This is a genomic window from Salmonella sp. SAL04162 (assembly GCF_046551535.1).
Classification (GTDB): Bacteria; Pseudomonadota; Gammaproteobacteria; order Enterobacterales; family Enterobacteriaceae; genus Salmonella; species Salmonella enterica.
The window spans coordinates 365,744-391,795 of record NZ_JBGDVX010000003.1 but is presented as its reverse complement, the minus strand read 5'-3'; the positions used below and the strand labels follow the sequence as shown (position 1 = coordinate 391,795).

The following is a 26,052-nucleotide window of genomic DNA, read 5'->3' as shown; positions in this document are numbered from 1 at the left end:
TGCTGTTGGCGAGCCCCGCTTAAAATAAGAATCGATGTAGTTGTTCTTTTTATGGCGGGGCGCTATTTTCATGGTATCCCACATCAGAAGGGCAATATCATGAATAATCGTCGTGGTTTAACCGCCGTCCTGGCGACGTTGATTACGTTTTCCCTGAGCGCTACGCCTGTGCTGGCGAATCCGGGAAATGGCAATGGCGGCGGACATGGTAATAACGCGGCTAATCAGGGTAATAACGGTAACGGACATAAAGGAAATGCCGGGCAAAAAACGGAACACCGTAAAAATGGCGGTAAACCGGATCACGTCGAGTCGGACATTAGCTATGCTGTCGCCAGGCAACTGGCAGTGAATTTAGGGCTGACGGGTTATCAGTCTTTACCTCCGGGGATTGCGAAAAATCTGGCGAGAGGAAAACCGCTGCCGCCGGGAATCGCTAAAAAAACGGTGCCGGCGTCTATGCTGGGACAATTACCTTATTATCCGGGCTATGAGTGGAAAATCATTGGGGATAATCTGGTGCTGATCGCGCTCAGTACCGCGGTGGTCACGGCGATTATTAATGGCGTATTTGATTAAGAGCCTATCCCACCAGGCGTTATTGGCGCAGCCAGTTTGGACACGGACAGCGCGCAAAAACCGGAGCGTACACGTAGTACGTGAGGATTTTCTGCCCAGGACCAAAATGGCAAGTAAAATAGCCCCATTAAATGGGGCTATTTAGCCGCTTCAGGGCGTTATTTATGCGCGCTGAGAATCCAGCAGTTCATTATTTTTTACTACTTCCTGCGCTTTGGTATAACTTTCAATCAGTAGCTGATAGGCCGGGAATATTTTGGTATATACATCCGCCCATTCTGCGGCATCTTCCCTATTCCAGGTACGTTGCAGCTCAGAGGCTACCGCCGCGGTATCCATTGGTACTACGCCCGCCTGCACCACGCGGGCCATCGTAATTTCCTGCGCCATTTTACTGTACGTACCGGAGGCATCAATTACCGCAAATACCTTGTAACCTTCCGCGACGGCGCTGATGGCTGGAAAAGCCATGCAGACACTGGTAATAGTACCGGCGATGATCAGCGTTTTACGGCCTGTCGCTTTTACCGCTTGTACAAAATCGGCATTATCCCAGGCATTAATTTCCCCTTTACGCGCGACATATTGCGCGTGTGGCGCATTCGCATGGATTTCCGGAATCAGCGGACCATTCGGTCCCTGTGGTACGGATGCGGTAGTAATGACCGGCATATTGCATAAGGTAGCGATCTTAGCCAGCGCCGCGGCGCGCGCGCGTAATTCCGGCATCGGCATGTCGCCGACGGTCTGAAACAGGCCACTTTGGTGGTCAATCAGCAGCATTACTGCGTCGTTAGCATCAATGGCAGGGCGTTGACCGTTAAAATTCGCGGGTGTAGACATAATTCATTCCTTGTTGTTGCCTTTCACTGATAATCACTATCAGTGTTAAAGTCATTAATCGCCGGGGCGATTTCCGTTTTTAAGCTGATGACAGTAATCCGTTGCCGATTTTGGATTACCCTGTTGAGTTCTTTCTGAAGGAATATTCATCGGCATCACCTTCAGTCGATTTACTTTCACGCGAATCTGTTATCACAACAATATTCATATTATGAATAAATGTTTCTATTTTACATGTCAGAGAGGATTATTGATTGAAAAAACAGGCAATATCCCTACAAATTGTTTCTGATAGATAGTTTTAAACTTATTTAGTATAAATTTGAAATAGTTCAATTTAAGGATTAACTTATTTATATTTAAATAATATAAAGCGTAGCTTAAATATTAAGTGGGAAGCGTGCTGACATTAAGTATGGCTACTGTAACTCTTAATAAATTGAAAACTATCCCTACATAACGAGTGCTGCTTTTTTGGATATTACAAGCCATTATAGAGAACACGTTCAATAAAACCCTGTCTTTCATATGATATAGATTGTCAGGATATATTTTCTCATGATTTATATATGAGATATTAAAGCGTAGCGGCACAGTAAATTTGGCCACCTGATTAAAGGTGATATTCTCACCTCAATACAAAACAGGTGACTTAACGAACAAGAAAACCAAACGTACTTTCACCCCTGAGTCTGCTATAATGAGAAAAGCGGTGTCTACGCTTACCTGTTAATGTCTTATGCCTCTCGCTCTTCTATATGATCGGTATGTGCAGGGGACAATCCATGTCCTGCTACGCAGCCACAGCATCAGACTATACTCAGTGGTGTCTATTAACCCTCTCCAACTACGTTATGTTTTGGCATGGTAACAATGCGATGTTATGGATAATTAACGATAATATTGAATTTAATCCAGAAATGAATCGCCTGGCGTCATTATCGAGGCCAGATCTCAACATTATTCTGACAACGCCCGCCAGCCGTTGCTTGCGCCTTCTGCTGGAAAACGCCCCCTCTGTCGTCTCACAACAAACATTCTTTCAAAAAGTGTGGGAAGAAGACGGCATGGTGGTGTCGGCAAATACGCTTTATCAGAATATCTCCATTATTCGCCGCGGATTACGTACCGTTGGCGAAAATGAAGATACGCTGATAATCACGGTTCCGCGTAGAGGCTTTCAGATTGAGCCTGGCGTGAGCATCATGACCATCCGCAAAGACTTCGCTCAGACAATAGAAAAAAAGGGTGAGACGCCGCCGCGTATGTCAGAGCGTTGGTTTAAACATTATGTACCTGTACTTTGGATGACCGGGACATTTGCTGTCGGTATTTTGCTTGGCACTATAAGCTGGCAAACCGTTCCTGATAAGGATTTTTATGATCGCTACACGCTGGTTGAAACAACCCAGGGTTGTCATTTTTTCTCGCGGAATGAAGATATCGAAAGCGGTAGCCGCTTTGCAAGCTATAAGTCAATGATTCTAAAAACCGGTATGGATTGTCAGAAATACCCATGGGTCTATTTCCCTTCCAGCAGTCGCACCCCAGCGGTTACGGCATTGATTTGTCAGCAACCTTATAAAACGCGCGGTGATACAGGCTGCGTGACGCTTTTTTTCCGCGGGGTGGCTCATGGGTAAAAAGGCACTGATGTTAGCCTGCCTGACGCTACTGTTTCTGGGAGTAGGGCTTGGGCATCTTTTTCATTTATATACGGAAAAGAACCGGGATCCTGAGAAATGTACGGCGCCTGTGATTGTGTTTTATAACAACACTCAGGCTAACCTGACGCTGGACTTTATGTATTCGCTGAAAAAACGCACTGGGGTGGTTTCCATCAGCGGAACGTATTACGTCGATAATAAAATGAGCGGCGTGATCCGCCGTGATGTTTCCTATGTATGGAGTGAAAATAAAGACAGTACCCATTTTATATCGACGGATATCAACAAAGTCACGCGTGACGAAACACTGTCCGATGCGGTTATCGAGACGGTTTTACCCGATTTTTATGTCTATCCAGGGAAAAGTATCAGTTACACCATCCTGACTCAGGGCCATCGTGGCTTTATGTTCACCATCGGGAAACGCCCGATATTTTTCTGTACACATTAAGCGGTTTTGGAGCCGTTCATGAAACCTATCAGCCAAATGAAAGCGCTTCCGGGTAAAAGCCGCTGAAGATCAGCGGCTCTGTTGTTACCTGAATCAGAAACTGTATTTAACCCCCAGTAGGCCTTGGGTATTACTATAGCCCTGGTCACCTACCTGTTGCGCCACGTTACCCCATACGTTCAGGCGCGGGGTAATTTGCCCTTCAATGCCCACTTTCAGTTCACCAATATTTTTCGTACCACGCATATCGCTGCTGACATCGTCCATCTTCACGCTGGCAGGCTGCGTATTATGGATCCAGTTCGCTTCCACGAACGGCTGGAACTCTCGAGATTTATCGTTATCAATAGCGTTGTGGCCGTTAATATAGGCTTTTACGCCCATGCGGGTTAGCAGATTACCGGCGGTATCATCCTTCACGAGAGTACCATTGGCTTCGCGATTGTCGTCAGCCTGCACGCCCATCCATACCACCTGCGCTTTGGGCTGCAACCAGTAGCTTTGATGCGCGCTTTCACCTAACCTGAAGCTGTAACCGGCTTCAACCGAGGCGGTAATTCCTTTGGATTTATATTTCTCAGCGGCCTGATCCTGACCCATGACCTTGTTATCAAACCAGTTGTACAGCATCCAGGTATCCACATAAGCCCCAGACCGATCGATATTGTTAGCATACCAGGTGCCGTAAAGGCCGACGCTGTAACCGGTGACTTGACCACGGGAATGATAGTCACTCACGGACGACAGCGTGCGGTTCTGGCTGTTGGCATAACCTGCCATTGCACCAATATGCCAACGGTCAAGACCGTCAGTGCTCCACTGTGCCAGATCGCCTCCCAGTTGTAACACATAGCTGTTGATGCGGGTTTTTAGCTGCCCGCTGCCATCGTTGAAGCGAGTATGGGCGCCGACGTTACGCATCCACAGGCTGGTGACCTTCTTCTCACCCGTCAGCATGTCGGTGTACTGGGTTTCACCCAGACGGTCATGGAGACGCGTCATGAACAGCGTATTTGCCGCATAGTTGTTGGCAAGATAGCTGCCCACTTCCGGACGGAACTGATGTTCTGTTATCGGCGGTGTGTCAGATTGCCCTATGTCAGGAATTGTCGGATCAGGGATGACCGGGTCTACTGGCTCAGGGTCTACTGGATCAGGGTCCACCGGATCGGGAATAACAGGGTCAGGGATAACCGGGTCTACTGGATCAGGGTCTACCGGATCGGGAATAACAGGGTCCACCGGATCGGGAATAATTGGTTCGTCCGGCTCAATGTAGCTGGTCAGATACCAGTTTTTACCTTTCTGCACCACGTTGTAGTCATAGGCTCCGGCAACAATACGGCTTGCTTTTTCGAAAGTACCGTTGGAATTGCCAGCAACGTTAACAATTTCAATACCTTCAATGGTTTGCGCCCCGGCTCCTCCAATATTATTTACTGCAACAAATGTGTTACCTGAAGTATTGCCGAGAACCTGCAGCCTGTCCGTTTCGGAATCATCATCGTTGAGCACAGTATTAAAGACCAGCTTACCGCCGTTGCCTACATAATCTTCATTGATGGTGAGCGTTTGCCATGGCTCGCCATCTTCATGGCTGAAGTTAATGGTTGCGCCACTATTCAGCGTCAGGTCAGTGAGCGTTGAGCTGCTGGTCATATTCCAGGTCGCATCGCTCATTTGTACAGAGATAACGCCTGTGCCCGCCGTAGCGCTGGTGATGTACGACGCCCCGTCCCACCGCGAGTTGTCCGTCATATTGAGCTTAATCGTACTGTTCTGCTGCGGTAGCGTACCGCTGGCAGCGGTGGCGCCAGCAGCACGAATATCACCGTCGATGACGAAACGTCCTCCTGAAGAACCGTCAACAATGCCGCCAGTCTCCGTGCTGATGGCGTAACTTTCGCTACTGTTATCGCCCGCCATAGTAATAGCCGCACCGCCTGCCAGATTAATGGCGCCTCGGGAGAGGGCGTATAAACCGGCAGGGGCTTTACTATAGGATGCAGCCTTACTGGCGCTGTTAACGCTAATAGCGGCATTCTCTCCCAAATTAACGGTAGCGTTAGTTGCATATACCGCGTGTGCGCTGGCACCGTTCACCGTAATAGTAGCGTTGTTGCCAAGCTCGGTTCTGGAGGAGGATGCTGCGTAAATCCCCGTAGAGGATGCGCCGGAGGTTTCGATGGTTGCATCGTCACCCAGACGAATCAACGAACCGCTTTGTCCGGTACGCAGCCCCTCCGAACTGTCGCCGGTAGTAACAATATGTGCACGATTGCCGACGACAATCGTATTTTTGGCACGTGACGCATCCCTCATGGCGTTGGCTGTAATTCCACGTCCCTGGCTACCGGTAGTTTTGATATACAGATCGTCGCCGACGTAAATATTGGCCGATCCGGTCCAACCCTGGCCCAGTGAGTTATATCCGGCGTTAATACCGTCACCATCCTGACCATCCACGTAGATGCGGGTGCGGTCACCGGTAATAATAAATACCGGGTTATCCGGAGTATTCGCGCCGTGAGTACGGATGCCATCGACGTCTCTACCATTATTCGCGGCATTCGCCGACTGCGTCCGAATGGTCAGGTCGTTGCCAAAAATCACGCCCGGACTTCCCGTCCCGCTGTTTTGAATAACCGTGACAGTGTGTTCAAACGCCTCCGCGCCCGGCCCATTAAGCGTGAGGCCATTGCCATAAACCGGGATGGTGCCGGTGTTCCACTGATAAACGTAGTTGGGCATGGTACCGACTTTGGTGAAACCGGTACTGGCCTGAGCGGGAATAATGGCCTGTAATTCCGGCGGCAACTGGCTGACTAGCCCACTGGATGGCAGACTATCAACGTCAACCCAGGCCGCCTGGGAGGGAAATACCATAGAGGCTAATGCTGCTGATACCGCTATGGCGATGAATGAGTAATTTTGGGGAGTTGGCATTCTGCCTCCTGCATTATGGCGTAAAGCGTCTTCCACATCGCAATAATATGGAAATAATAAAAATGGAAACGGATCTATAAAATATTTGATATTATTTTATGAATGCTATGCCCTAGCTTATTTTCAAGCCGCAGCTTATGCACATAAAGTTTCTTAATATCAATATTGTCAATATTTACAATCTGCTGAATACTTATTCCTGATACAAAGCGCTTCAGTAATATAAATTCCGTATAGTTAAGCGTTCGTCCACGTTTACTGTTGGCGAGCCGACCGGTAAACAAGCGGTGTATCTTTTGCTGTTGCACAATATCATCGTCATCGGAATAAATAATTCCTTGTATTTTATTGCTTTTCAAAATCCAGTAATTGGCCAGCGGAGTTAAACTTCTGTCAGAAATCAGGACAATATGCATGCCACTGTCTGCCAGACTGTCAGCCCACTGCAAATCGGTAAATCGTCGAAGATTCGGGAAAGAAAAATCAACAAAGATAAAACCGCTGGATAAATGGTTGTGTCTATCAAGCAATAACTTTTCAATAAACCCTTTTTTCAGGAAAGCATTACCATCTGGCCAGATGGAAAATGCCGCATTATGACAGTATTGCACCCGTACTGCGCTGTCAGGGAATAATTGACAGGATAAATCGCAACTAATGCAATGGACAATTTGTGAAGGCTTTCTCATCATCCTGAACGACTCCCGTCGATGTTTCTATTAATATTTCATTGGTAAATAAATGTGTCAATCCAGATAATATACAGTGCTACGGCTGTCAAAAGTCGCGAATTATTGTCAGTGTCATAAACTCCTGGAAAGACCTAAAATACAGCTTTAAGGAACCATGACAGATCCGACAGTCGTAATACATCATTTCGGATTTGTATTTCACCCATTGGGATTTTTATACATAATCTCCAATATCATAAAGAATCTTAAAACAGCACTATTTGCTAAATCATGAGAGTGATAAATAACGGTTCTCAATACCATCTGCCTGCTGCCTTCGTCACTATCGGGGTGATGTGATGAAATATAAAAGTAAATCCTGTAAACCTGTAATGAATTCTTATTATTAAAACCTAATTTAAGATTTTTTCTTTTATTGCATTGTTATTCAATGACTTAATGGTGACATTTGTGCTCTCATCAACTTCTTATATACAAATTTAAGACTATTTTATAGAGACACATGTAAACTTTAAGAGGGTGTAATGCTAATGCCATGAGAAAATCTTGTAACTTAACGCCGGGAGTTATACCTTGCCAATAAGTTGATCTGACTTAATTCTGATCGTGACGGTCTGAGCAACCGACAGACTTATCGGTCGAAGCAACTTCAGCTTCTGGCTTCTCTTTTCAATTGCTCATTTGATGAAAACTCTTTCCCGGAGCACATTAGTGAGAAACAGAATGTGGTCAAACCTAATGTCCATAGATGTCGTCAGTCACTTCACAAATATCCGCCTCCTGGCAGATATCTTTAACCGCTCGTCCAGCTTCGACCAACTTAATTACGGCGATGTTCTGATGCTCAGTGAGACGGGCTTTATGCATAGAGATTCCTTCGTCAGCAGTTCGATGACGTGATCTCTAAATGTGAATAGCACGATTATGTGGGATACGTACAAAAAATTAAACTAACTGCCAGTAATATGAGTACCTGGTATAAGAATGTATACGGATATTTTACTACTGAAATATAATAATGGGGGGGGGTAAGAATAAACAGGACGTATGGGAGAACAAGGGTATAAAGATGAAATGCTTGCAGTATCTAATAGATAACAATGAAAAATCAGGTAACTGAGAAACTATTCAGTGTTTAGGTTGATGTGTTATTAAGTCATTCAGCCGCTACAGCACATTATCAGGATAATTTTGTCTGGATAAAACGGAGGAGTGAATCGCCACAGGTTTAACAGACACCGCTGAGTCATTTAAGATGACTTAAAGAGAAGAGCCCATGAGCGGTAAATGTTATCCCGAAGCGTTTAAAATTAAAGCGGTAAAACAGATTATTGAGCGCGGCCATTCTGTTTCCAGCGTCGCAACACGTCTTGATATTACTACCCATAGTCTTTACGCCTGGATAAAGCCGCCACATTCACGACGGCATCATGTTGACCTGAATCTGACGGGGCATACAGGCAGTTCTGGCTAGAATCGGGCTGTGTTTATGGCTATCGCAAGAGCTGTCTCGATCTGCGGGATATCAGGAACAATGCGGTGTAAGCAAAGTCTGGTGGTTGATGCAACGTGTGGGGATAAAGGCTCGGGTCGGATACCGAAGTCCACGGGCGCGTGGCAATTCATTTTATTTAGTTCAGAAGAGGCTAATTGGCGGAAGATCACAGGAGTCTTATTTGGATTGTAAGTCATTGATTTTGGTTAAATATAAATAAACATATCAATGACTTTATACACACTACTATACACATTGGACAGTAGTTGTCACTTGTTCAAAAGTGCACGAACCTTATCCGCAATCTCTGCCGGATTATCTTTATAGGTAATATAAAGCTTATCACTTAAGAGAGGCAAAGATGCAGCAACTATTGCTTCATCTGCTTCTTTTACAAGAGTAAGTAATTTTACTTCACCTTCAGCGATTTCTCTTGCAAGCACAGAATGCAATTCTTTCTTAGGCCAATGCTTATCTACAGAATTAGCCGAAAGAATAGCAATTACATATTTAGACTTTACAAGAGCTGAGTTAATTTTCTGGATTAATGAATCGCCCCAATTTATTTCGACATGATCTATGAATGTTGATATTTTTAATTTGGTTAATTCTTCGTAAATTGGAATTGCGATGGATGTTTTATCTTCGCTTGCATGACAAATAAATACATCATAAGTTTCAGTTTCTTTCATTGCTCTAAGTCCTTCTTTTGTTTTTAAAGGATCATGATGACTCATTTCAGCCATTAATTTAAGATATAATGGAAAGTCATCACCACGGATCATTTTTATAAAACTCAATCGGCCATAAATATGATTGCGAAAAATTGATATAGCATGCTCATTATTTGCTGCTTTAAAGCCTTTTTTATTAACAAATAATAATGCTGATGTTAACTTGTCTTCTCTCCATTTATGAACTAATGAACGAGTAACTCTAAGATATTTACGCTCGACATTTGCTTTTTCATTTACCACTAATCCAGTAACTTTTTGACGTTCATTTCTTTTATGAACTCTGAATTTACTTGTATTTATGCTAAAGCCACTTTTCTCGATCACAGAGATAACAGCCTCACCCAATTCAAAATTATTCTCATTATCTAACGTTATGATTTCTCTGACTTGTTGTTGATTAAATGAAAAAGTAATATCATCTGCATATCTTGTGTATGTGATGTTTTTTCTACGTGCCAGTTGAGTTAGGTGTTTATCGAGCGATGCTGATGCTAAATTTGCCAGGATAGGGGAAGTGCAGGCTCCTTGAGGTAATTTCCCATCTTTAGTACATAATTGAGCTAATATACTCGCCGCAGGATGTGAGAAATTAAATGGCTTACTTTTAAATATTCCATACACTCTCGCGAAAGTGACTGAACCAAAATAATTTTCTAAATCTACATTAACAACATATTTTTTCTTTGTATGTTTTTCTGCATTTGTTAATATACTTTTATCCTTAATGAATCCATGCGCTGGTTTTTTGGGACGATAAAAGTACTCAATAATCGGCTTTAATTTCTCCTGCAGAATTGATAAACCCCCTTGAGGTGCGTTTATTATTCTACTTTTTCCATTTTTCTTTTTTATTTCAAAAGTTCTATAGTTATCTTTTTTATTATATAAAATAAATAATAATTGTCCGACCGGAACTTCTAAAAGATTGGCTACATCGTTAGCTGACGTAATTACAATGCTTTTGTTTTCAATTTTTTTGCATATTACATCAATGTCAATCTTTGAAGTAATGGGATGATTTTTGAGTTCTTTATTATCCCATTTCAAATTTTTTCCAGCTTGATAGGGCTGAGGCTCTAACTTAGGTAACTCCGGGATTGTCTCATTTTCTTCTTTATTTGCTGAACTGAGACTAAGCATCAGTAGCTTGTCATGTAAAGACACTCTCTACCTCGTCACTGTATTTATGGACTAAATTTACGGCTCCGCCCAATCACTTTATGCAAACTTTAGCCAATTAACAGTTACGTCAAGTAACTAACCGCTGATTGGTAGCGTGATGTACTAACATAAGATACTTCGAGGCGAAACAACCTCACAGATTTAAGGCAGAGCCGTATAGAAAAAATAACATAGTATGGTGGACGTATAAAGTATTTATCTCCTTCTTTGGAGAGAGTGCGTAACGAAATTTGACTGGAATATATTTTTTGCATTTAACTTTGCAGACTATTCATTTCGATAGTTTTCCATTTTATATCATTAAGTTAAGTGGTCATGAATTGACGCAGAGTTAACAGTCGATTCTTCATTATTGATGATTTTCTGCTCGCTATGGAGACGATCAGTCAGGCTGTAGTGAGAGCAAAAAGTTTTTTCAGGTTTTACTGTTCACACTGTTCACATCTGGTTTTTTATCAATAATTTCATGGTGATACAGGGTGAATATACGGTTAAGGGTGAACAGTGGATTGTTCACCTTGTGGCAATGAGCAGAAAGAAAAAGACCGGCTGTTGCCGGTCTGGGTGAGGTTATGTTGCTGCGGGTTCGTCGCACTTCGGCAGCCAGTCGCCGTAGCTTTCCTCTTTCAGCGACAGGTTGGTTTGTATACCCTGCTTGGTGTGCCGCTTCTCATAATTCAGGCCGTACTCTTTCAGCATCATGGGTAGCCCCAGCCCGAACATTTTCAGGCTGAGCACGTTCCTGTACCCGTTAGCCTCCATATAGGCCAGATACGCGTGATAGAGATATTTACGGTAATTACGCGGGATGATGCTGGCATTCCCCATAAACATCCCGTTGGTCTGCGGGAGCATTTCCAGATAGCCGCAAAAATCAAATGTCGGGTCAGTATCGCGCTTAATGCTGAGCGCCTCGTCGGAATTCTGCTGCGACTGGAGCAGTGCGCGGGCGGTCATAGGGTCGCTGAATTTCTGCATAAGCTGGCGCACGATGACGGCCAGCTCGCGCGCAATTTTATCCCTGAGCTGCGGGTCGCGTTCCTCCGGGGCAATCTGCTCCGGGAAATGAATAATCACCCGGCGACGGGAGACGCCGCCGCTGCGGTCGGTGAAGCGCATCGGGTTGTTGTTCACGGCCAGAATCACTGCCGGAATATGTGTTGAGTACGGGTTCTGGTATTTCGGGTCAACCGAGACCGCATCGCCGCCGGTGATGGCCTTAAGCCCTGCGCCGTCACCACTCCATTTTTCCTGGTCAGGCAGTCGGATAAGCGAAAAGCCAATCAGGGAGGCACGCTTGCGCGGGTCTTCCAGCGTGTCGATATCGGCTGACGTGGCATTATCTTCCCCGGCAAGCAGGGTCGCAATTTCGGCGAGAATACTTTTGCCGCTACCACCCGGACCGGTGACTTCGAGAAAGAGCTGCCAGTCGTAGCGGTTCGCCAGCACCATAAACAGCGCAGCCAGTATCACATCGCGTTTTTGTGGATTTTTACCGGCCGCACGGTCGAGCCAGCGCCAGAAGTTCGGCGCGTGCGTCTCCAGCGTTTCCCCTTCCACCGGCGGGGTAAAATCCACGTCGCACAGCGTGCGCAGCCAGTGCGATTTACTGTGCGGGCTGAACAGGCCGCTTTGAGTATCGAGTACCCCGTTGCGAAAGCCAATCAGACGACGTGCCGGTGTATTCTGCTGCGGAATAATCAGTTTCAGGGTCTCCACCACCGAGGCAATTTTCCCGGATGAGAACGGGGCGCGTAAACGCTGGAATAAATCAGCCACATTCCGTGAAAAAGTGGCGGCAGGGATATTTTTCCAGATGCCGTTTTCATAGCGGGACAGGAGCTGGCCGTTCGCATCCACAGCCAGCGCTTCGCCGTAATGCTCATGGACCCGCAAAGCCTTGTCGCTGGCGCTCATGGCGGTAAATTCTGCCTCGCTCATGGTGTCGAACGGACTTTGCGCCGGTGGCCGGATGGCGTCATAAATGGCTTTGCGCGTGGCTTCCTCGCCGTACTGTATAAACGCATCATTCCAGTCACCGAACACCGGCGGCAGGGCAACAACGCCCTCACAGGCATCTGCGGCCACAGCGGCTTTACTCTGGCCGTCGCAGTTAAGGTCACGGTCGGCGGCGAGGACAATCTGACAGGCCGGGGACTTCTGACGGGCAAGGCTCGCCAGAGAAAGGAGGTTCACGGAGGACAGCGCCACCATGACAGTTTCGCTGGTCAGGTGATGGACGGTGAGTGCGGTCGCATAACCCTCTGCAATCCACAGGCGTTTTCCGGCCTGTTTTTTCCCTTCGATGACATGACATGCCCCTTTGACCTGACCGCCTTTCAGGGTGCGTTTGAGACCGTCTGCATTGATAAGCTGAAGGTTAACCAGTACGCCGGTATCGTCATACAGCGGGACAACCACATCCCCGGTGCGGAACGTCACGCCGCCGGTTTTATGCATGACGGTGAGCGTCAGACATTCCAGAGCGGGGAAACCCTTGCGGGTGAGGTAGGCGTTGCCGGTGGCCGGTCGGGTTTTCTCCATGAGCCTGACGGCCAGCGCGGCCGCCGCTTTGCGGCCGGCCACAGTTTCGGCCTCTGCGACCGCAATCACTTCCGGGGCAACCGGCGACAGATTGCCGGTCACGGCGTTCACCTTCCCGGCGGCCTCTGAGGGAGTCACGCCAAACACTTTTTCTACCAGCTTAAGCCCGTCACCCGCGCCGCATTGATTGCAGAACCACGTCCCGCGCCCTTCTTTATCGTCAAAGCGGAAACGGTCAGAGCCGCCGCATACCGGGCAGGACTGATGGCGGTTTTTAATCACTTTCACACCCAGCGCAGGGAGAATGCGCGGCCAGTGGCCGCACGCCTGTTTTACCGTTTCTGTTACGTTCATTTTCATGGTTGTTTTCTCCCTCAGTACAGTACCGATGCGGTGATATGACGGGCGCAAAGCTCATCCATCACGGCCAGCCCGAGAAAGGACAGCGACGGGGCAGCTTTCAGTGGTCCGACTTCCATTAAATCTTCCAGTAGGGCACAGGCAATCTGACGGCCTTTTTCCTCGCCGTGCTGGCGCAGGTAGAAGCCCTCCAGCTCGGCGGCAATGGCGCTTTCCAGCGCGTCGAGGGTGAGGTGCGGGTAGCGGTGCTGGCGTTCGCACAGGGTCAGCCATGCACAGGCCACGGCACGACGATACAGCGCGGCGCGTAATACGGGTGGTAATGGCTTTTTCATACGTTGCCCTCCCCGGTCAGCCACTGCTGATTGCAGCGTTCGACCACGCCGTCGAGCTGGGCGGTCATGAGGTAAATCACGGAGGTGAGCTGTAAGTGCTGCGCCGGGTCACGACGAACGGTGGCGCAGTCCTACACCTGCATCAGGTCGCCGACGAGCTGGCCGACATTGCGCATATGCTCAAGGCATTCGAGGTCACGGGCGGTAATGGTGGTGTATCTCATGCGCGCACCTCCGCAACCGGCAGGCGACCCGCAAACGAGAGGATGTAATCGCGAACGAGGGAAAGGCGTGCGGCGTGCTCGTCACCGGCAACGGTGCGCAGCATACAGATACGGGGTTTACGGTCTGCGCGACGAACGGCGGCAAACACAAAGACAAACTGCGGGTGTGACGGGGTGAGGGTCGTAGCCATAAGGGCAACCTCCATAGTTAGCTGGTTACAGCTACCACCGGAGTTCCTACGCTCATGGGTGGTAGCCCAGACGGGGGTAGGAATACCGGTAACTATGAGAACCGGCCAGCCCGAAAGCTGCCCCGCCTGAGCCACCATTACGCGATACCCACAATGGCGAAAAGGCCACTGTGTATTGAATGGGTGCATCAAGGCACAGACACAAAAAAAGACGCAAGGCGCGTCCGGTGTCGCCATAGTTAAACACGGGTTCCTACGCCCGGCTGCCGATTTTGCGACAGCGGGAAAACTATACCTGGAAACGGCGAAAAGAAGCAAGCCAGAAAAAGAGGCTGTTTGCTGAATGGTCATCATCATGCGTCATAACCCCGGTTACGTTCGGCAATGCGATCCGCCATCCATGCAGTGATTTCAGACTGCGCCCACGCCACATTTTTTCCGCCGAGGGAGATTTGTTTCGGGAAGGCTTCCCGGCTGATGAGGTCGTAAATGGTCGAGCGGGACAGGCCGCACAGATGCATCACTTCGGGCAGACGGATAAAGCGTTCGTGAACGGTATCAGAAACCGGCATCAGTGGCGCGGCAGGGGCAGAAGACGGGGAAGAAAAAGCGGTGTTGCATCGGGCTACCTCACAAAGTCCATACAGTGCCGGTCGTGTCCGTCCGGCTTCGGGTAGCTCTCTATTTTGTGAATATTTTCCCTCAGGGCAACAAGTCATTTTGTACTGCTCCACCACACAACAGAGCGATTTTTATACAGTGGCAAACGTTGGCCGTTTTTTGGTAAACGTTGGCAAACCGGTGGCCCATTTATGATTACTTTTGTTTATATATTTCTATTTTTAATCGCTAAAAGTCTAAGTAACTGACTGGCTGAACAAACTGTAAGGTGAACAGTGGTGAACAGACGGTGAACAGTCAGATCTTCAACTGTTCACCATTTAACTTACTGTATTACTTATCTTTTTATTTAAGGTGAACAGTGGTGAATAGTTATAAGTAAAAAAACAAACGGTGAGTAAGGTTTTCCTGCGACCTTTCTCTGGCCAGCCTGATTTTAAGGTCTGTTTGTGCCAGCACTCTGACAACGGCAATGAATCGTGTTGTTGTGCAGGAGGCGTCAGAATCATTTCAGGTTGAACACACGGAGAGCCTGAACATGAAACCCGAACTCATTATCAAAGCCATGCAGACCGTTATCAGTAAACAGGATGAAGGCGCGGAACAACGTATTGCCGGTGCGCTGGCCGCACTTAATGAAGCAAAAGACGCACACACGGCCAGCATGGGTAAACTCAGCGACATTGAGGCTTCCATTCAGCGTTGTGAGCAGGAACGACAGACCGCCCTCAGTGAAAGTGCACAGGCCGAACAGGACTGGCGCAGCCGCTTTCGAACTCTGCGCGGCAACCTTACTCCTGAACTGAAAGCTGAACACAGTAAACGTATCGCCAGCCGCGAACTGGCTGATGAGTTCACCGGTCTGATTACCGAACTGGAGAAAGATAAAAGCCACGCCATGCTTGGCGCATGCTCCTCCGGTACGGCTTATATCAGCGCCCATGAAAAAGCGTTCACTACCTACGCCAACAGCGAGTGGAAGAAGGCGTTAGCCGGTATCAGCCCCGCACTGTTACGTGCCTTTCTGTTGCGTATTCAGTCGCTGGAAATGAGCGGAGAAACCTCGCCGCGTGCGACCGTGAGCCGTGAGCTGGGTGATGCCCTGAATATGCAGTCAGCCCTGTATCATTTTGATATGGAGCAGGAGCCGGTCCTGTCCGTAACGGGCATGAATCGCCCGGTCATAACCGGGGTTGATATGGCGCTGTTAAGAAGCCCGGCCAGACGGATGAAGCTTGCCGCTGAACTGGCCGCAAAAGACCACGAACAGGCAGAGGGCTGAATTATGTTTCACTGTCCGTTCTGCAAAAAGACCGCGCACGTCCGTACCAGCCGGTATCTGTCGGAAAACGTCAAACAGCGTTATCACCAGTGTACCAATATCGAATGTTCGGCCACTTTCCGCACCATTGAGTCGGTTGACGGTGTGATACGTGCCGCACCGGAAAAAACCGACCCCGCCCCGGTGACGCCACCGCCGCCGCGTAAAGTACAGGGCTGCTACAGCTCGCCGTTCCGGCATTAATCAGGAGAGAGACTCGTGACCACTGTGACCATACAGCAGGCCTTTGAGGCCTGTCAGACGAACAAAAATACCTGGCTGAAACGTAAAGCCGAACTGGCAGACCTTGAACGGGAATACCGTGAACAGCTCCTTGCCGGTGACGAACAAATCCCGCGCAGAATGCAGGATTTGCGCGACAATATCGACGTGAAAAAATGGGAGATTAATCAGGCCGCCGGTCGTTATATCCGCTCACATGAGGAAGTGCAGCACATCAGCATTCGCAACCGGCTCCATGACTTTATGCAGCAGCACGGCGCGGAGCTGGCCGCCACGCTGGCACCTGAGCTGATGGGGTATAACGAACAGCTTCCCGCAGTAAAACAGAGCGCCATGCAGCACTCGGTTGATTATCTGCGTGAAGCCCTGTCGGTGTGGCTGGCCGCAGGTGAAAAAATTAATTATTCCGTGCAGGACAACGATATTTTAACGGCCATCGGATTCAGGCCTGATGCGGCTTCGCGGGATGATAATCGCCAGAAATTCACCCCGGCACAGAACCTGACTTACACCCGCCGACGTGCAGAACTGGCCGCACGGTAGCACGCAAAAAAATCACCGAAAATTCTGCTATTTTTCCCGAAAAAAGCCATGCATCCATAAGGTGCATGGTTTTGCATGCAAATCCCCGTATTTTATTTCCCCTACCACGCCAGTACCGGCGCGGCCTGAGCCGGTTCATGCACCTGCATGAAAACTACCCTATAAAGCGGGCAGGCGTGGCGGGGAGAGCATTGCGTGCTTCAGATGTTAATCGTTTTTAGCAGTTTAATGTCACTGAGTTATTGGAGATGAGTTATAAACCGCATCTCTATGACGATGTGATTTCTGATGACGTGACTAAAGCGTAATATGCTGTAATGACCCTCTAATGGTCGGAGGTTTAGAGCATTACCTAATGGGGGCTTGGGGTTGTTCTGAACTAATTTAGGTAGTATTTAAACGAATTTGGAGAAGATATGGATAAAAATTTAATAGATTTTCTTTTGCAAAGTCAATTATATGACGATATTGATTCCTCACAGATATATTCGAATGTTCCTGATTCAGATTTTGTGAGGTTGTTAGAGGAGTATTACAGTTATTCTTCAGAAGTGGATGCTCAAGCTAAGTATTTTCTGGAGGATGATGGTTTTTTGAATTTATATATGACGGATATAAATGATTCTAGTTTTTATTACAAGGCTCTTCTTAGTATTGATAATATAATAATTAATGATGAAATTATTGAGTGCTATTACCAAGCTAAACGCACGGATATCGATGAAACGATGAGTAATATGCTTTGGAAAAAGGATTCAAACATCATTCCAAAGTTAAAGTCTCAGGTGGCAAATTTTATAAATTTTATAAGAAAAAACAAAGATCTTATTGCTATAGGTTCTATACAGATTGTTGGGAGAAAATCGAGTGCGTATCACTATGTTACAAAGCAAGCTATGCTTCTGAATGATGCCGATGAGGAAAAGTTGCATGAAATGATATCCAATCCGGCTATTGTCAGCGAATATTTAAATGCTGCAAGTTATAGGAGTTGTAAGCGCCTATCTGCTGAAGGGCATATAAAAATACTAGATGCTCAAGAAATAAGTGATTTTATTATTATTAATTTGAGTGATTGTACTAGTGACTATGTGAATTGTTATAACTACTCTACAATGGAGGTTATTGATTATGATCAAAATAGCGGGTTGTTGAGATTCCAAATAAAAAAAGACACACCTCCTGAGACTGAAGAAATTTTCAAGAACTGGGTCAAATCCTCCATTCACAGAACAATTTCTCAGCATTACAATAGTTTTTCTATAGATTATGGATTTGCCTATTATCTAAATTCATCATTCACAACTACATGTCCTTTTATTAATAAAATACTTCCTTATCTAAATGACGGTTCAAGTGTTATTCAAAAAATGGTTGAAGTTGATTCTCCAATATTGAATAATCTTTCAATTGATTATATCGCAAATGTCAAAAAAGACTATGGTGAGAGTTTTAATGCTTATAAGTTAATCCTTAAAGATATAGCTAGACGGATTCAATTTGCAAGTAGTGAAAACGAGATAATAGGATTACATCAAGAGCTTAAAGAGAAAATTATAGATGAAGGTATGCCTGAAGTTAAAAAGGCAATAAAAGATATGAAAAAGAATGTTGTTTTAAATTCAGCTTTTGATTTTGGGTTACTGGCGGTTGGGTTAACTACAATGCCAGCAAGTTTTCTTGCAGTAGCTTTGCAAGCAGGAAAAACAGTTTATGATTATAATAATAGAATGGCGGCGATTAAAAACCACCCATCCTATTTTATACTCAAATCAAAATGATTTATCATGCTGGCAATTTATAATATGCATATAAGTTGTCAGCATACCATTGCATCATTTCACTGCGTTTTTCAAAATATAGCGCATGATTATAAATGCCTCGTATACTGTTTTTATCAGCATGTGCTAACTGCATTTCAATCCATGCACTATCAAACCCCTGTTCATGTAAAATTGTCGACATTGTATGTCTAAAACCGTGACCGGTAGCACGTCCTTTGTAACCAAGCAACTCAATTACCTGTGACACACTTTCTTTTGAGATCGGTTTACTACGGTTGTTCCTGCCAATAAAAATATAAGGGTAGTGACCAGTAATAGGCTTGAGTTGCTTGAAAAGGTCGATTACCTGAGTAGAAAGTGGCACTATGTGAGGCCTGCGCATTTTCATCCTTTCTGCTGGGATTTCCCAAATACCTTTCTCAAGGTCAACTTCATCCCACGTAGCAAAGCGCATCTCTTGTGTTCGAACACCAGTTAGCATAACGATTTTTGTCGCATTCTTAGTGATGATGCTGCCGGTATACGCTTCAAGATCACGAATAAAATGAGGTAACTCTTCAGCGGATAAAAATGGATGATGCTTTTGCTTCGGAACGGTCAAAGCAATAGCCAAATCAGGAGCAGGATTGTATTCTGCGCGGCCAGTTATGATTGCATAGCGATAGACCTCGCCGCATTTTTGGCGCACTTTTCTGGTCTTCTCTAGTGCTCCACGCTTCTCTATTCGTCTCAATACTTCAAGCAGTTCTAACGGTTTGATTTCACTGATAGGGCGTTTACCAATGAACGGGAACACATCTTGTTCAAATGTCTTAATGATTTCTTCGCGATAGGCCACTGTCCAGCGGTCAGCTTTGTTGGTGTGCCATTCTCGACATATAGCTTCGAATGAGTTTTCAGTGGAGAGTTGCTGAGCCAGTTTCTGGGCTTTGCGTTCCTCAACCGGGTCAATGCCATTGGCAACTTGCTTACGAGCGGTCTCACGCTTCTCACGTGCTTCAGCTAGGCTCACAAGGTCGTAGCTACCAAATGACATTAACCGCGCTTTTCCGGCAAAGCGGAAACGGAAACGCCAGCCCTTCGATCCATCGGGATTGATAAGCAATGACAGGCCTTGCCCGTCGTTCAATGTGTATGGCTTGTCTTGGGGCTTTGCTCGTTTGATTTGTATATCTGTAAGTGCCATTTGTATAAGCCAAAAATGTGTATAAAAAATCTATACACATCACTATACATATTTTTCATGGATTCAGGGAGAACTTGTCGGACGGTTACGGATAAGTGATTTACTATTGATGTTGAAAATAAAGGATTTTTAGACGTTCTCGAATACCGGCGGAGGAATTTTGGCGGAAGATCACAGGAGTCGAACCTGCCCGGGACCGCTGGCGGCCCCAACTGGATTTGAAGTCCAGCCGCCTCACCGGAGACGACGATCTTCCGCGCCTCGATTGCTACATGGAGGCGCGCGCATTATAGCTACTTCCTGGCGTTTCCACATCCCCTCCCGTGCTTTTTTAACTTCCCTTTCCTTCTGCCATGATCGGTTTCATGTAAATCCCCATAAAATCCATTAGTTACATTTCATCACACTTTTTGACGCTACCCCGATCACAGAAAACAAGAATCGTAATTTGATAACTAAATAACGGAATATTCACGCTCGCAGGGAAGGTTTACAAAAACTGTAACCGGTATCAGTGAGTGTTGTGAGCGTTAAGGATGCGTAATGAAAAGTGAAATTCTCTCCGTTAAGGAGAAGATTGGCTATGGTATGGGCGATGCCGCCAGCCACATCATCTTTGATAACGTCATGTTATATATGATGTTCTTCTATACCGATATTTTCGGCATTCCTGCTGGTTTTGTCGGCACCATGTTTTTACTGGCGCGTGCGCTTGATGCCATCTCCGACCCTTGCATGGGCCTGCTGGCCGACCGCACCCGCTCTCGCTGGGGCAAATTCCGACCCTGGGTGCTGTTTGGCGCGTTGCCGTTTGGTATCGTTTGTGTGCTGGCTTATAGCACGCCGGATCTCAGTCTGAACGGCAAAATGATTTATGCCGCCATCACCTACACGTTGCTCACCCTTCTGTACACTGTGGTCAACATCCCTTACTGCGCGTTGGGGGGTGTAATAACCAATGACCCAACGCAGCGTATCTCCCTGCAATCCTGGCGCTTTGTGCTGGCAACGGCGGGCGGAATGCTCTCTACCGTACTGATGATGCCTCTGGTGAAACTGATTGGCGGCGAGAATAAGGCGCTGGGCTTCCAGGGGGGTATCGCGGCGCTCTCGGTGGTGGCGTTCCTGATGCTGGCGTTCTGCTTCTTTACCACCAAAGAGCGCGTTGAAGCGCCTGCCACCCATACCTCCATGCGTGAAGACCTGCGTGATATCTGGCACAACGACCAGTGGCGCATAGTCGGCCTGCTCACCATCCTGAATATTCTGGCGGTATGCGTGCGCGGCGGGGCGATGATGTATTACGTCACCTGGATATTGGGCAAGCCGGGCGTGTTTGTCGCCTTCCTCACTACCTATTGCGTCGGCAACCTGATTGGCTCGGCGCTGGCAAAACCGTTGACCGACTGGAAATGCAAAGTGAGCGTTTTCTGGTGGACCAACGCTTTACTCGCAGTAATCAGCGTGGCGATGTTCTTCGTACCGATGCACGCCACGATCGCTATGTTCGTCTTTATCTTCGTGATTGGCGTGTTGCACCAGTTAGTCACGCCTATCCAGTGGGTGATGATGTCTGACACCGTCGACTACGGTGAATGGTGTAACGGCAAACGCCTGACGGGGATCAGTTTTGCCGGCACGTTGTTCGTGCTGAAACTGGGTCTTGCCCTCGGCGGGGCGCTGATTGGCTGGATGCTGGCAGGCGGCGGTTACGACGCGGCGGCGAAAACGCAAAACAGCGCCACGATCAGCATCATTATCGCTCTGTTCACTATCGTCCCGGCCATCTGTTATCTGCTGAGCGCCGCGATCGCTAAACGCTACTACACCCTGAAAAGCCCGTTCCTGAAAACCATTCTGGAACAACTGGCGCAGGGCGCACACCGCAACGAACAAGAATTTACCCATAAAGAATTGCAAAACTAAAGGAACAGACTATGAAAATTAGCGACGGAAACTGGCTGATCCAGCCTGGCCTTAATTTGATTCACCCGGTTCAGGTGTTCGACGTTGAACAGCAGGGGAATGAGATGGTGGTCTATGCCGCGCCGCGCGATGTCCGCGAACGAACCTGGCAACTGGATACCCCGTTGTTTACCTTGCGCTTTTTCTCGCCGCAGGAAGGAGTGATAGGTGTACGGATGGAACACTTCCAGGGCGCTTTGGATAACGGCCCACATTATCCACTCAATGTCTTGCAAGATATCAACGTAGAGATGCAGAACAACGCCGAATTTGCCGAACTCAAGAGCGGCAGCCTGAGCGTGCGCGTCACCAAAGGCGAGCTCTGGTCTCTGGATTTTCTGCGCAACGGTGTACGTATCACCGGTAGTCAGTTGAAAAATAACGGCTATGTGCAGGACACCAATAGCGGGCGCAACTACATGTTCGAGCGTCTGGATCTCGGCGTGGGCGAAACCGTCTACGGGCTGGGCGAGCGCTTTACCGCGCTGGTGCGTAACGGGCAGACGGTGGAGACCTGGAACCGCGACGGCGGCACCAGTACCGAGCAGTCTTACAAGAACATCCCGTTCTATATCACCAACCGTGGCTACGGTGTGCTGGTAAACCATCCGCAGTGCGTGTCGTTTGAAATTGGCTCCGAGAAAGTCTCCAAAGTTCAGTTCAGCGTCGAGAGCGAGTATCTGGAATACTTCGTCATCGACGGCCCGACCCCGAAAGACGTGCTGAACCGCTATACCCAATTTACGGGTCGTCCGGCGCTGCCGCCCGCCTGGTCGTTTGGCCTGTGGCTGACCACCTCATTTACCACCAACTACGACGAAGCGACCGTTAACAGCTTTATCGACGGTATGGCCGAGCGCAATCTACCGCTGCACGTCTTCCACTTCGACTGTTTCTGGATGAAAGCTTTTCAGTGGTGCGATTTTGAATGGGACCCGGTGACTTTCCCCGATCCGAAAGGGATGATTCGCCGCCTGAAAGCGAAAGGGCTGAAAGTCTGCGTGTGGATTAACCCCTACATCGGCCAGAAATCCCCGGTCTTCCAGGAGCTAAAAGAGAAAGGGTATTTGCTTAAACGCCCGGACGGCTCCTTGTGGCAGTGGGATAAATGGCAGCCGGGACTGGCGATTTACGACTTCACCAACCCGCAAGCCTGCGAATGGTATGCCGACAAGCTGAAGGGCCTGGTGGAGATGGGAGTGGACTGCTTCAAAACTGACTTCGGCGAACGCATTCCAACGGATGTGCAGTGGTTTGATGGTTCAGATCCACAGAAAATGCATAACCATTATGCCTATATCTACAACGAACTGGTATGGAACGTGCTGAAAGAGACCGTCGGCGTTGAAGAGGCGGTGCTGTTCGCCCGTTCCGCCTCGGTGGGCGCGCAACAGTTCCCGGTGCACTGGGGCGGCGACTGTTACGCCAACTACGAATCGATGGCGGAAAGCCTGCGCGGCGGGCTGTCCATTGGCCTGTCAGGATTTGGCTTCTGGAGCCATGATATTGGCGGATTCGAGAATACCGCGCCGGCGCATGTCTACAAGCGTTGGTGCGCATTCGGCTTGCTCTCCAGCCACAGCCGCCTGCACGGTAGCAAATCCTACCGGGTTCCGTGGGCCTATGACGACGAGTCCTGTGACGTGGTGCGCTTCTTCACCGAACAGAAGTGCCGGATGATGCCGTATCTGTATCGGGAAGCGGCGCGCGCCAACGAAGCCGGTACGCCAATGATGCGGGCGATGATGCTGGAGTTCCCGGACGATCCGGCGTGTGATTATCTTGATCGCCAGTACATGCTGGGAGATGCGGTCATGGTAGCGCCGGTATTTAGTGAAGCGGGCGACGTGGAGTTCTACCTGCCAGAAGGCCGCTGGACGCACCTGTGGCGCAACGATGAAGTGCAGGGCAGTCGCTGGCATAAACAGCAGCATGGCTTCCTGAGCCTGCCAGTGTACGTGCGTGACAATACACTACTGGCGCTGGGCAACAATAGCCAGAAGCCCGATTACGCCTGGCATGAGGGTACGGCCTTCCAGTTATTCCATCTGGATGACGGTTGCGAAGCGGTCTGCGAAGTCCCTGCTACGGATGGTTCGACAATCTTTACGCTGCAGGCGAAACGCACAGGCAATACCATTACGGTGAGCGGCGAAGGCGAGGCGCGCAACTGGACGCTGTGTCTGCGTAATATTACGCAGATTAGCGGTACCAAATGCGGCTCATATGCGGGAAGTGAACTGGGCGTAGTGATCACCCCGCAGGGAAATGAAGTGGTGATTACGCTTTAAATCTGAATCGCCGGATGGCGCCGTGAGCTGCGCTTATCCGGCCTATAAATGAGCAAGAACCGTAAGCCCGGTAAGCGCCATCGCCACCGGGCAAGCCCTCAATTACAGCGCTGGCTCCGTTGACGTAACTTCCCCGCCGGACACCACGCCCGCTTGCATCGTTTGCGTTATCTGCTGCTTTTGTGCGTTGACCGCGTGTAATTGCCCATTTACCGTCGGTTTCAACGGCGCATCGGCCTGAATATTGCCGCTGGCCGTGAGCTGAATATTGCCATCGCCAGCAATCGGTAATGTCGGCCAGCCCCACTGCTGTAGCACATCCATTGGTACGCCGCGTCCGTTCAGGCTGATTTGCGTCTGACGCTGCGGCAGTTGCGATACGCTGGCAGTGGCTTCCAGTATCCCTTTTCCAGTAAACGCGCTCAGATCGCTGATGTTGACCGTGCTGGCATTAGCCGTCAACGACAGCGACGGGCGGCGCACATCCACACGGTTAAAGGTTGCCGCTGCGGCGTTGAGGGTCGCATTGCCGCTCCAGACGCCCCATTGATGATGTTGTACCAGCTCCAGGTTTGCGCCGTAGCCGTCCAGAGCGGTGATTTGCCACGGGAAGGCCGGGTCGATATCAATCACCAGATTGCGGCTGGCGCTGAATTTTTTCAGCGTCAGGCTGTTCAACCAGTCGGGCAACGGCTTCATCCATAACTGCTTCCAGTTTTCCGGCAGCGTATACTCCAGCCCGGCGATAGCGGTATCGTCCAGAATAAGCGCTTTGCTCTCGCGTAACCAGGCGCCGGAGGTTCTGACCATACCGCCTTCCCAGCGGGTGGTGAACTGGCGTAGCGCAACGCCCTGTGGTGAAAATTCGGCGTTCAGGATTGGATCGAGCAAGTGCAGCGAGCCGTAAATAAACTCGCTGGCGTTCATCGATAATTTACCTTCCTGACTTTGCCAGTCTTCTTTGCGCAGAGTCAGATTGCGCAAACTCAGGTCAAGATCGGTGACTGCCCAGTCTGGTCCTTGCAGGCTGGAGTCCGTCACTTCAAGACGACCAATCTGCAAAGATGGAACCGTAGTAAGCGGCGCGAAAAACTCGCTCAGGGATTTATCGCTTTGTAACCGAATATCATTCAGCCGCAGATTTTCAACGACCCAACTACCATCAGCGTTACGTCGGGCGACGCCGGTTAACGCTCCGCGCGCCATATCGGCGCCGACGGTGTTTAACATCACCTGATTATGGTCGATACTGCCTTCAATAAGCACATTAGTGGCGGGAACGTCGTTTAACGTCAGCGAACCGGCGCTCAGTTGGATCTGGGCTTTATTGCCCAATACCCGACCGGCTTCGGGGCGCCAGGGCATTACGCCGCCGTTAACGCGCTGGGCGCTCAACCGCCATTCGCTGCCGGGACTATTGAGCGCCATATTGCGAAGTTGCAGGCGGTCGGCCTCAAACGGGAAAGGTGCGGTTTGCACTGAAATATTCAGCGTGCCGTCCTGTAACAGAATCGTGTCGACATGCAGCGGCGCGGTTAACTGGCGAATGCTCAGGCCGATATCTACGGTTTTCGCGACCAGGGTAGCAGGCTGACCATCACGACCAAAGGTCACATTCTCCAGTAAAAGATGGGATGGGGCGGAAAAACGATGATCCATCACGTCGAATGTGAGGTGATAACCGCTGTTCTCTGATACCCAGTTGCTGATGTGATCTGCGCCCCAGCGCGTTTGCAGCAGAAAATAAAAGCCGAAAATCACCACTAAACAGGCGATCAGCACATAGAGAAGCAACCTCCCAATCAATTTCATGGTCTTCCATCCCGTGAAATGCACATAGGGGATTTATGCA

The 26,052-nt window shown here is 48.4% G+C and carries 19 protein-coding genes, 1 tRNA gene and 3 pseudogenes; 10 read left to right on the top strand and 13 right to left on the bottom strand.

Translation table 11 applies throughout. The features are described from left to right. The first annotated feature begins 99 nt into the window (after positions 1-99). Positions 100-579, top strand: a complete 480-nt coding sequence (cigR, locus tag ACLJRH_RS08740) for an anti-virulence regulatory inner membrane protein CigR (protein WP_001065322.1) — start codon at positions 100-102, stop codon at positions 577-579. Between the two features lie 162 nt (positions 580-741). Here the strand turns inward: cigR and ACLJRH_RS08735 are convergent, their stop codons facing one another. Further along, the gene (locus ACLJRH_RS08735) at positions 742-1,422 is read right to left on the bottom strand and encodes an isochorismatase family protein (protein WP_000106461.1); all 681 of its coding nucleotides are present in this window, start codon (positions 1,420-1,422) and stop codon (positions 742-744) included. A 785-nt stretch (positions 1,423-2,207) separates the two neighbouring features. On the opposite strand from ACLJRH_RS08735, the gene ACLJRH_RS08730 reads away from it, so the two are divergent. Both ACLJRH_RS08730 and ACLJRH_RS08725 read left to right on the top strand, forming a co-directional pair. Beyond that, a complete protein-coding gene (locus ACLJRH_RS08730) occupies positions 2,208-3,065 on the top strand; it encodes a transcriptional regulator (RefSeq protein WP_023136629.1) in 858 nt (285 codons plus the stop codon). 10 nt (positions 3,066-3,075) lie between these two features. Further along, positions 3,076-3,540: a hypothetical protein gene (locus ACLJRH_RS08725; protein ID WP_001521985.1), complete on the top strand. Its 465-nt coding sequence runs from the start codon at positions 3,076-3,078 to the stop codon at positions 3,538-3,540. Positions 3,541-3,633: 93 nt separating this feature from the next. On the opposite strand, the gene misL is transcribed toward ACLJRH_RS08725, so the two are convergent. The 3 genes and pseudogenes from misL to ACLJRH_RS08710 form a co-directional block, all read right to left on the bottom strand. Continuing rightward, positions 3,634-6,486 (bottom strand): intestinal colonization autotransporter adhesin MisL, encoded by a 2,853-nt coding sequence (gene misL / locus ACLJRH_RS08720; protein WP_023223124.1) that lies wholly within the window; start codon positions 6,484-6,486, stop codon positions 3,634-3,636. Positions 6,487-6,560: 74 nt separating this feature from the next. Next, complete coding sequence (locus ACLJRH_RS08715; protein WP_023136631.1) at positions 6,561-7,178, bottom strand: helix-turn-helix transcriptional regulator; 618 nt, start codon at positions 7,176-7,178, stop codon at positions 6,561-6,563. A 756-nt stretch (positions 7,179-7,934) separates the two neighbouring features. Then, positions 7,935-8,045: pseudogene (locus tag ACLJRH_RS08710) on the bottom strand (transposase); the annotation flags it as partial. Positions 8,046-8,454: 409 nt separating this feature from the next. Here ACLJRH_RS08710 and ACLJRH_RS08705 point away from each other — a divergent pair. Then, a pseudogene (locus ACLJRH_RS08705) lies at positions 8,455-8,815 on the top strand (transposase); the annotation flags it as partial. A gap of 127 nt (positions 8,816-8,942) precedes the next feature. On the opposite strand, the gene ACLJRH_RS08700 reads toward ACLJRH_RS08705, so the two are convergent. The 6 genes and pseudogenes from ACLJRH_RS08700 to ACLJRH_RS08675 form a co-directional block, all read right to left on the bottom strand. Further along, positions 8,943-10,574 carry a TIR domain-containing anti-phage reverse transcriptase gene (locus ACLJRH_RS08700; RefSeq protein ID WP_023213972.1) on the bottom strand — a complete coding sequence of 544 codons (1,632 nt, stop codon included), beginning with the start codon at positions 10,572-10,574 and terminating at the stop codon, positions 8,943-8,945. 588 nt (positions 10,575-11,162) lie between these two features. Further along, complete coding sequence (locus ACLJRH_RS08695; protein ID WP_023136633.1) at positions 11,163-13,496, bottom strand: primase-helicase zinc-binding domain-containing protein; 2,334 nt, start codon at positions 13,494-13,496, stop codon at positions 11,163-11,165. Positions 13,497-13,510: 14 nt separating this feature from the next. After that, the gene (locus tag ACLJRH_RS08690) at positions 13,511-13,831 is read right to left on the bottom strand and encodes a DUF5375 domain-containing protein (RefSeq protein WP_023136634.1); all 321 of its coding nucleotides are present in this window, start codon (positions 13,829-13,831) and stop codon (positions 13,511-13,513) included. Beyond that, positions 13,828-14,055: pseudogene (locus tag ACLJRH_RS08685) on the bottom strand (hypothetical protein). Before ACLJRH_RS08685 ends, ACLJRH_RS08690 begins: the two are co-directional and overlap by 4 nt. Continuing rightward, the gene (locus tag ACLJRH_RS08680; RefSeq protein WP_060641628.1) at positions 14,052-14,603 is read right to left on the bottom strand and encodes a host cell division inhibitor Icd-like protein; all 552 of its coding nucleotides are present in this window, start codon (positions 14,601-14,603) and stop codon (positions 14,052-14,054) included. The pseudogene ACLJRH_RS08685 and the gene ACLJRH_RS08680 overlap by 4 nt, the downstream one beginning before the upstream one ends. Beyond that, positions 14,600-14,818, bottom strand: a complete 219-nt coding sequence (locus ACLJRH_RS08675; RefSeq protein WP_023136638.1) for a helix-turn-helix transcriptional regulator — start codon at positions 14,816-14,818, stop codon at positions 14,600-14,602. Before ACLJRH_RS08675 ends, ACLJRH_RS08680 begins: the two co-directional genes overlap by 4 nt. Before the next feature lie 587 nt (positions 14,819-15,405). Between ACLJRH_RS08675 and ACLJRH_RS08670 the strand changes: the two genes are divergently transcribed. The 4 genes from ACLJRH_RS08670 to ACLJRH_RS08655 all read left to right on the top strand — a co-directional run bounded on the left by ACLJRH_RS08670 (position 15,406) and on the right by ACLJRH_RS08655 (position 18,755). Next, positions 15,406-16,149 carry a hypothetical protein gene (locus ACLJRH_RS08670; protein ID WP_023136639.1) on the top strand — a complete coding sequence of 248 codons (744 nt, stop codon included), beginning with the start codon at positions 15,406-15,408 and terminating at the stop codon, positions 16,147-16,149. 3 nt (positions 16,150-16,152) lie between these two features. Then, positions 16,153-16,392, top strand: coding sequence for a bacteriophage gene regulatory protein (locus ACLJRH_RS08665; RefSeq protein WP_000468231.1), 240 nt, complete (start codon positions 16,153-16,155; stop codon positions 16,390-16,392). A gap of 15 nt (positions 16,393-16,407) precedes the next feature. Further along, positions 16,408-16,974 carry a phage polarity suppression protein gene (locus ACLJRH_RS08660; RefSeq protein WP_023136640.1) on the top strand — a complete coding sequence of 189 codons (567 nt, stop codon included), beginning with the start codon at positions 16,408-16,410 and terminating at the stop codon, positions 16,972-16,974. 416 nt (positions 16,975-17,390) lie between these two features. Then, positions 17,391-18,755 (top strand): hypothetical protein, encoded by a 1,365-nt coding sequence (locus tag ACLJRH_RS08655; RefSeq protein WP_023136641.1) that lies wholly within the window; start codon positions 17,391-17,393, stop codon positions 18,753-18,755. A gap of 4 nt (positions 18,756-18,759) precedes the next feature. Here the strand turns inward: ACLJRH_RS08655 and ACLJRH_RS08650 are convergent, their stop codons facing one another. Together ACLJRH_RS08650 and ACLJRH_RS08645 are read right to left on the bottom strand one after the other, a co-directional pair. After that, complete coding sequence (locus ACLJRH_RS08650) at positions 18,760-19,944, bottom strand: tyrosine-type recombinase/integrase (protein WP_023136642.1); 1,185 nt, start codon at positions 19,942-19,944, stop codon at positions 18,760-18,762. 161 nt (positions 19,945-20,105) lie between these two features. Beyond that, a tRNA-Sec gene (locus ACLJRH_RS08645) sits at positions 20,106-20,200 on the bottom strand. 287 nt (positions 20,201-20,487) lie between these two features. Here ACLJRH_RS08645 and ACLJRH_RS08640 point away from each other — a divergent pair. Together ACLJRH_RS08640 and yicI are read left to right on the top strand one after the other, a co-directional pair. Then, positions 20,488-21,870 (top strand): glycoside-pentoside-hexuronide family transporter, encoded by a 1,383-nt coding sequence (locus ACLJRH_RS08640; RefSeq protein WP_000834259.1) that lies wholly within the window; start codon positions 20,488-20,490, stop codon positions 21,868-21,870. An 11-nt stretch (positions 21,871-21,881) separates the two neighbouring features. Continuing rightward, positions 21,882-24,200 (top strand): alpha-xylosidase, encoded by a 2,319-nt coding sequence (yicI, locus tag ACLJRH_RS08635; RefSeq protein WP_000703009.1) that lies wholly within the window; start codon positions 21,882-21,884, stop codon positions 24,198-24,200. Between the two features lie 102 nt (positions 24,201-24,302). Here the strand turns inward: yicI and ACLJRH_RS08630 are convergent, their stop codons facing one another. Next, positions 24,303-26,012: an AsmA family protein gene (locus tag ACLJRH_RS08630; protein WP_000766650.1), complete on the bottom strand. Its 1,710-nt coding sequence runs from the start codon at positions 26,010-26,012 to the stop codon at positions 24,303-24,305. Between the last annotated feature and the right edge of the window lie 40 nt (positions 26,013-26,052).

Excerpts from the sequence above, each read along its gene's own strand:
- cigR (WP_001065322.1), top strand. The coding sequence starts at position 100 with ATGAATAATCGTCGTGGTTTAACCGCCGTCCTGGCGACGTTGATTACG.
- ACLJRH_RS08735 (WP_000106461.1), bottom strand. The coding sequence starts at position 1,422 with ATGTCTACACCCGCGAATTTTAACGGTCAACGCCCTGCCATTGATGCT.
- ACLJRH_RS08730 (WP_023136629.1), top strand. The coding sequence starts at position 2,208 with ATGTCCTGCTACGCAGCCACAGCATCAGACTATACTCAGTGGTGTCTA.
- ACLJRH_RS08725 (WP_001521985.1), top strand. The coding sequence starts at position 3,076 with ATGTTAGCCTGCCTGACGCTACTGTTTCTGGGAGTAGGGCTTGGGCAT.
- misL (WP_023223124.1), bottom strand. The coding sequence starts at position 6,486 with ATGCCAACTCCCCAAAATTACTCATTCATCGCCATAGCGGTATCAGCA.
- ACLJRH_RS08715 (WP_023136631.1), bottom strand. The coding sequence starts at position 7,178 with ATGATGAGAAAGCCTTCACAAATTGTCCATTGCATTAGTTGCGATTTA.
- ACLJRH_RS08695 (WP_023136633.1), bottom strand. The coding sequence starts at position 13,496 with ATGAAAATGAACGTAACAGAAACGGTAAAACAGGCGTGCGGCCACTGG.
- ACLJRH_RS08690 (WP_023136634.1), bottom strand. The coding sequence starts at position 13,831 with ATGAAAAAGCCATTACCACCCGTATTACGCGCCGCGCTGTATCGTCGT.
- ACLJRH_RS08680 (WP_060641628.1), bottom strand. The coding sequence starts at position 14,603 with ATGATGATGACCATTCAGCAAACAGCCTCTTTTTCTGGCTTGCTTCTT.
- ACLJRH_RS08675 (WP_023136638.1), bottom strand. The coding sequence starts at position 14,818 with ATGCCGGTTTCTGATACCGTTCACGAACGCTTTATCCGTCTGCCCGAA.
- ACLJRH_RS08670 (WP_023136639.1), top strand. The coding sequence starts at position 15,406 with ATGAAACCCGAACTCATTATCAAAGCCATGCAGACCGTTATCAGTAAA.
- ACLJRH_RS08665 (WP_000468231.1), top strand. The coding sequence starts at position 16,153 with ATGTTTCACTGTCCGTTCTGCAAAAAGACCGCGCACGTCCGTACCAGC.
- ACLJRH_RS08655 (WP_023136641.1), top strand. The coding sequence starts at position 17,391 with ATGGATAAAAATTTAATAGATTTTCTTTTGCAAAGTCAATTATATGAC.
- ACLJRH_RS08650 (WP_023136642.1), bottom strand. The coding sequence starts at position 19,944 with ATGGCACTTACAGATATACAAATCAAACGAGCAAAGCCCCAAGACAAG.
- ACLJRH_RS08640 (WP_000834259.1), top strand. The coding sequence starts at position 20,488 with ATGAAAAGTGAAATTCTCTCCGTTAAGGAGAAGATTGGCTATGGTATG.
- yicI (WP_000703009.1), top strand. The coding sequence starts at position 21,882 with ATGAAAATTAGCGACGGAAACTGGCTGATCCAGCCTGGCCTTAATTTG.
- ACLJRH_RS08630 (WP_000766650.1), bottom strand. The coding sequence starts at position 26,012 with ATGAAATTGATTGGGAGGTTGCTTCTCTATGTGCTGATCGCCTGTTTA.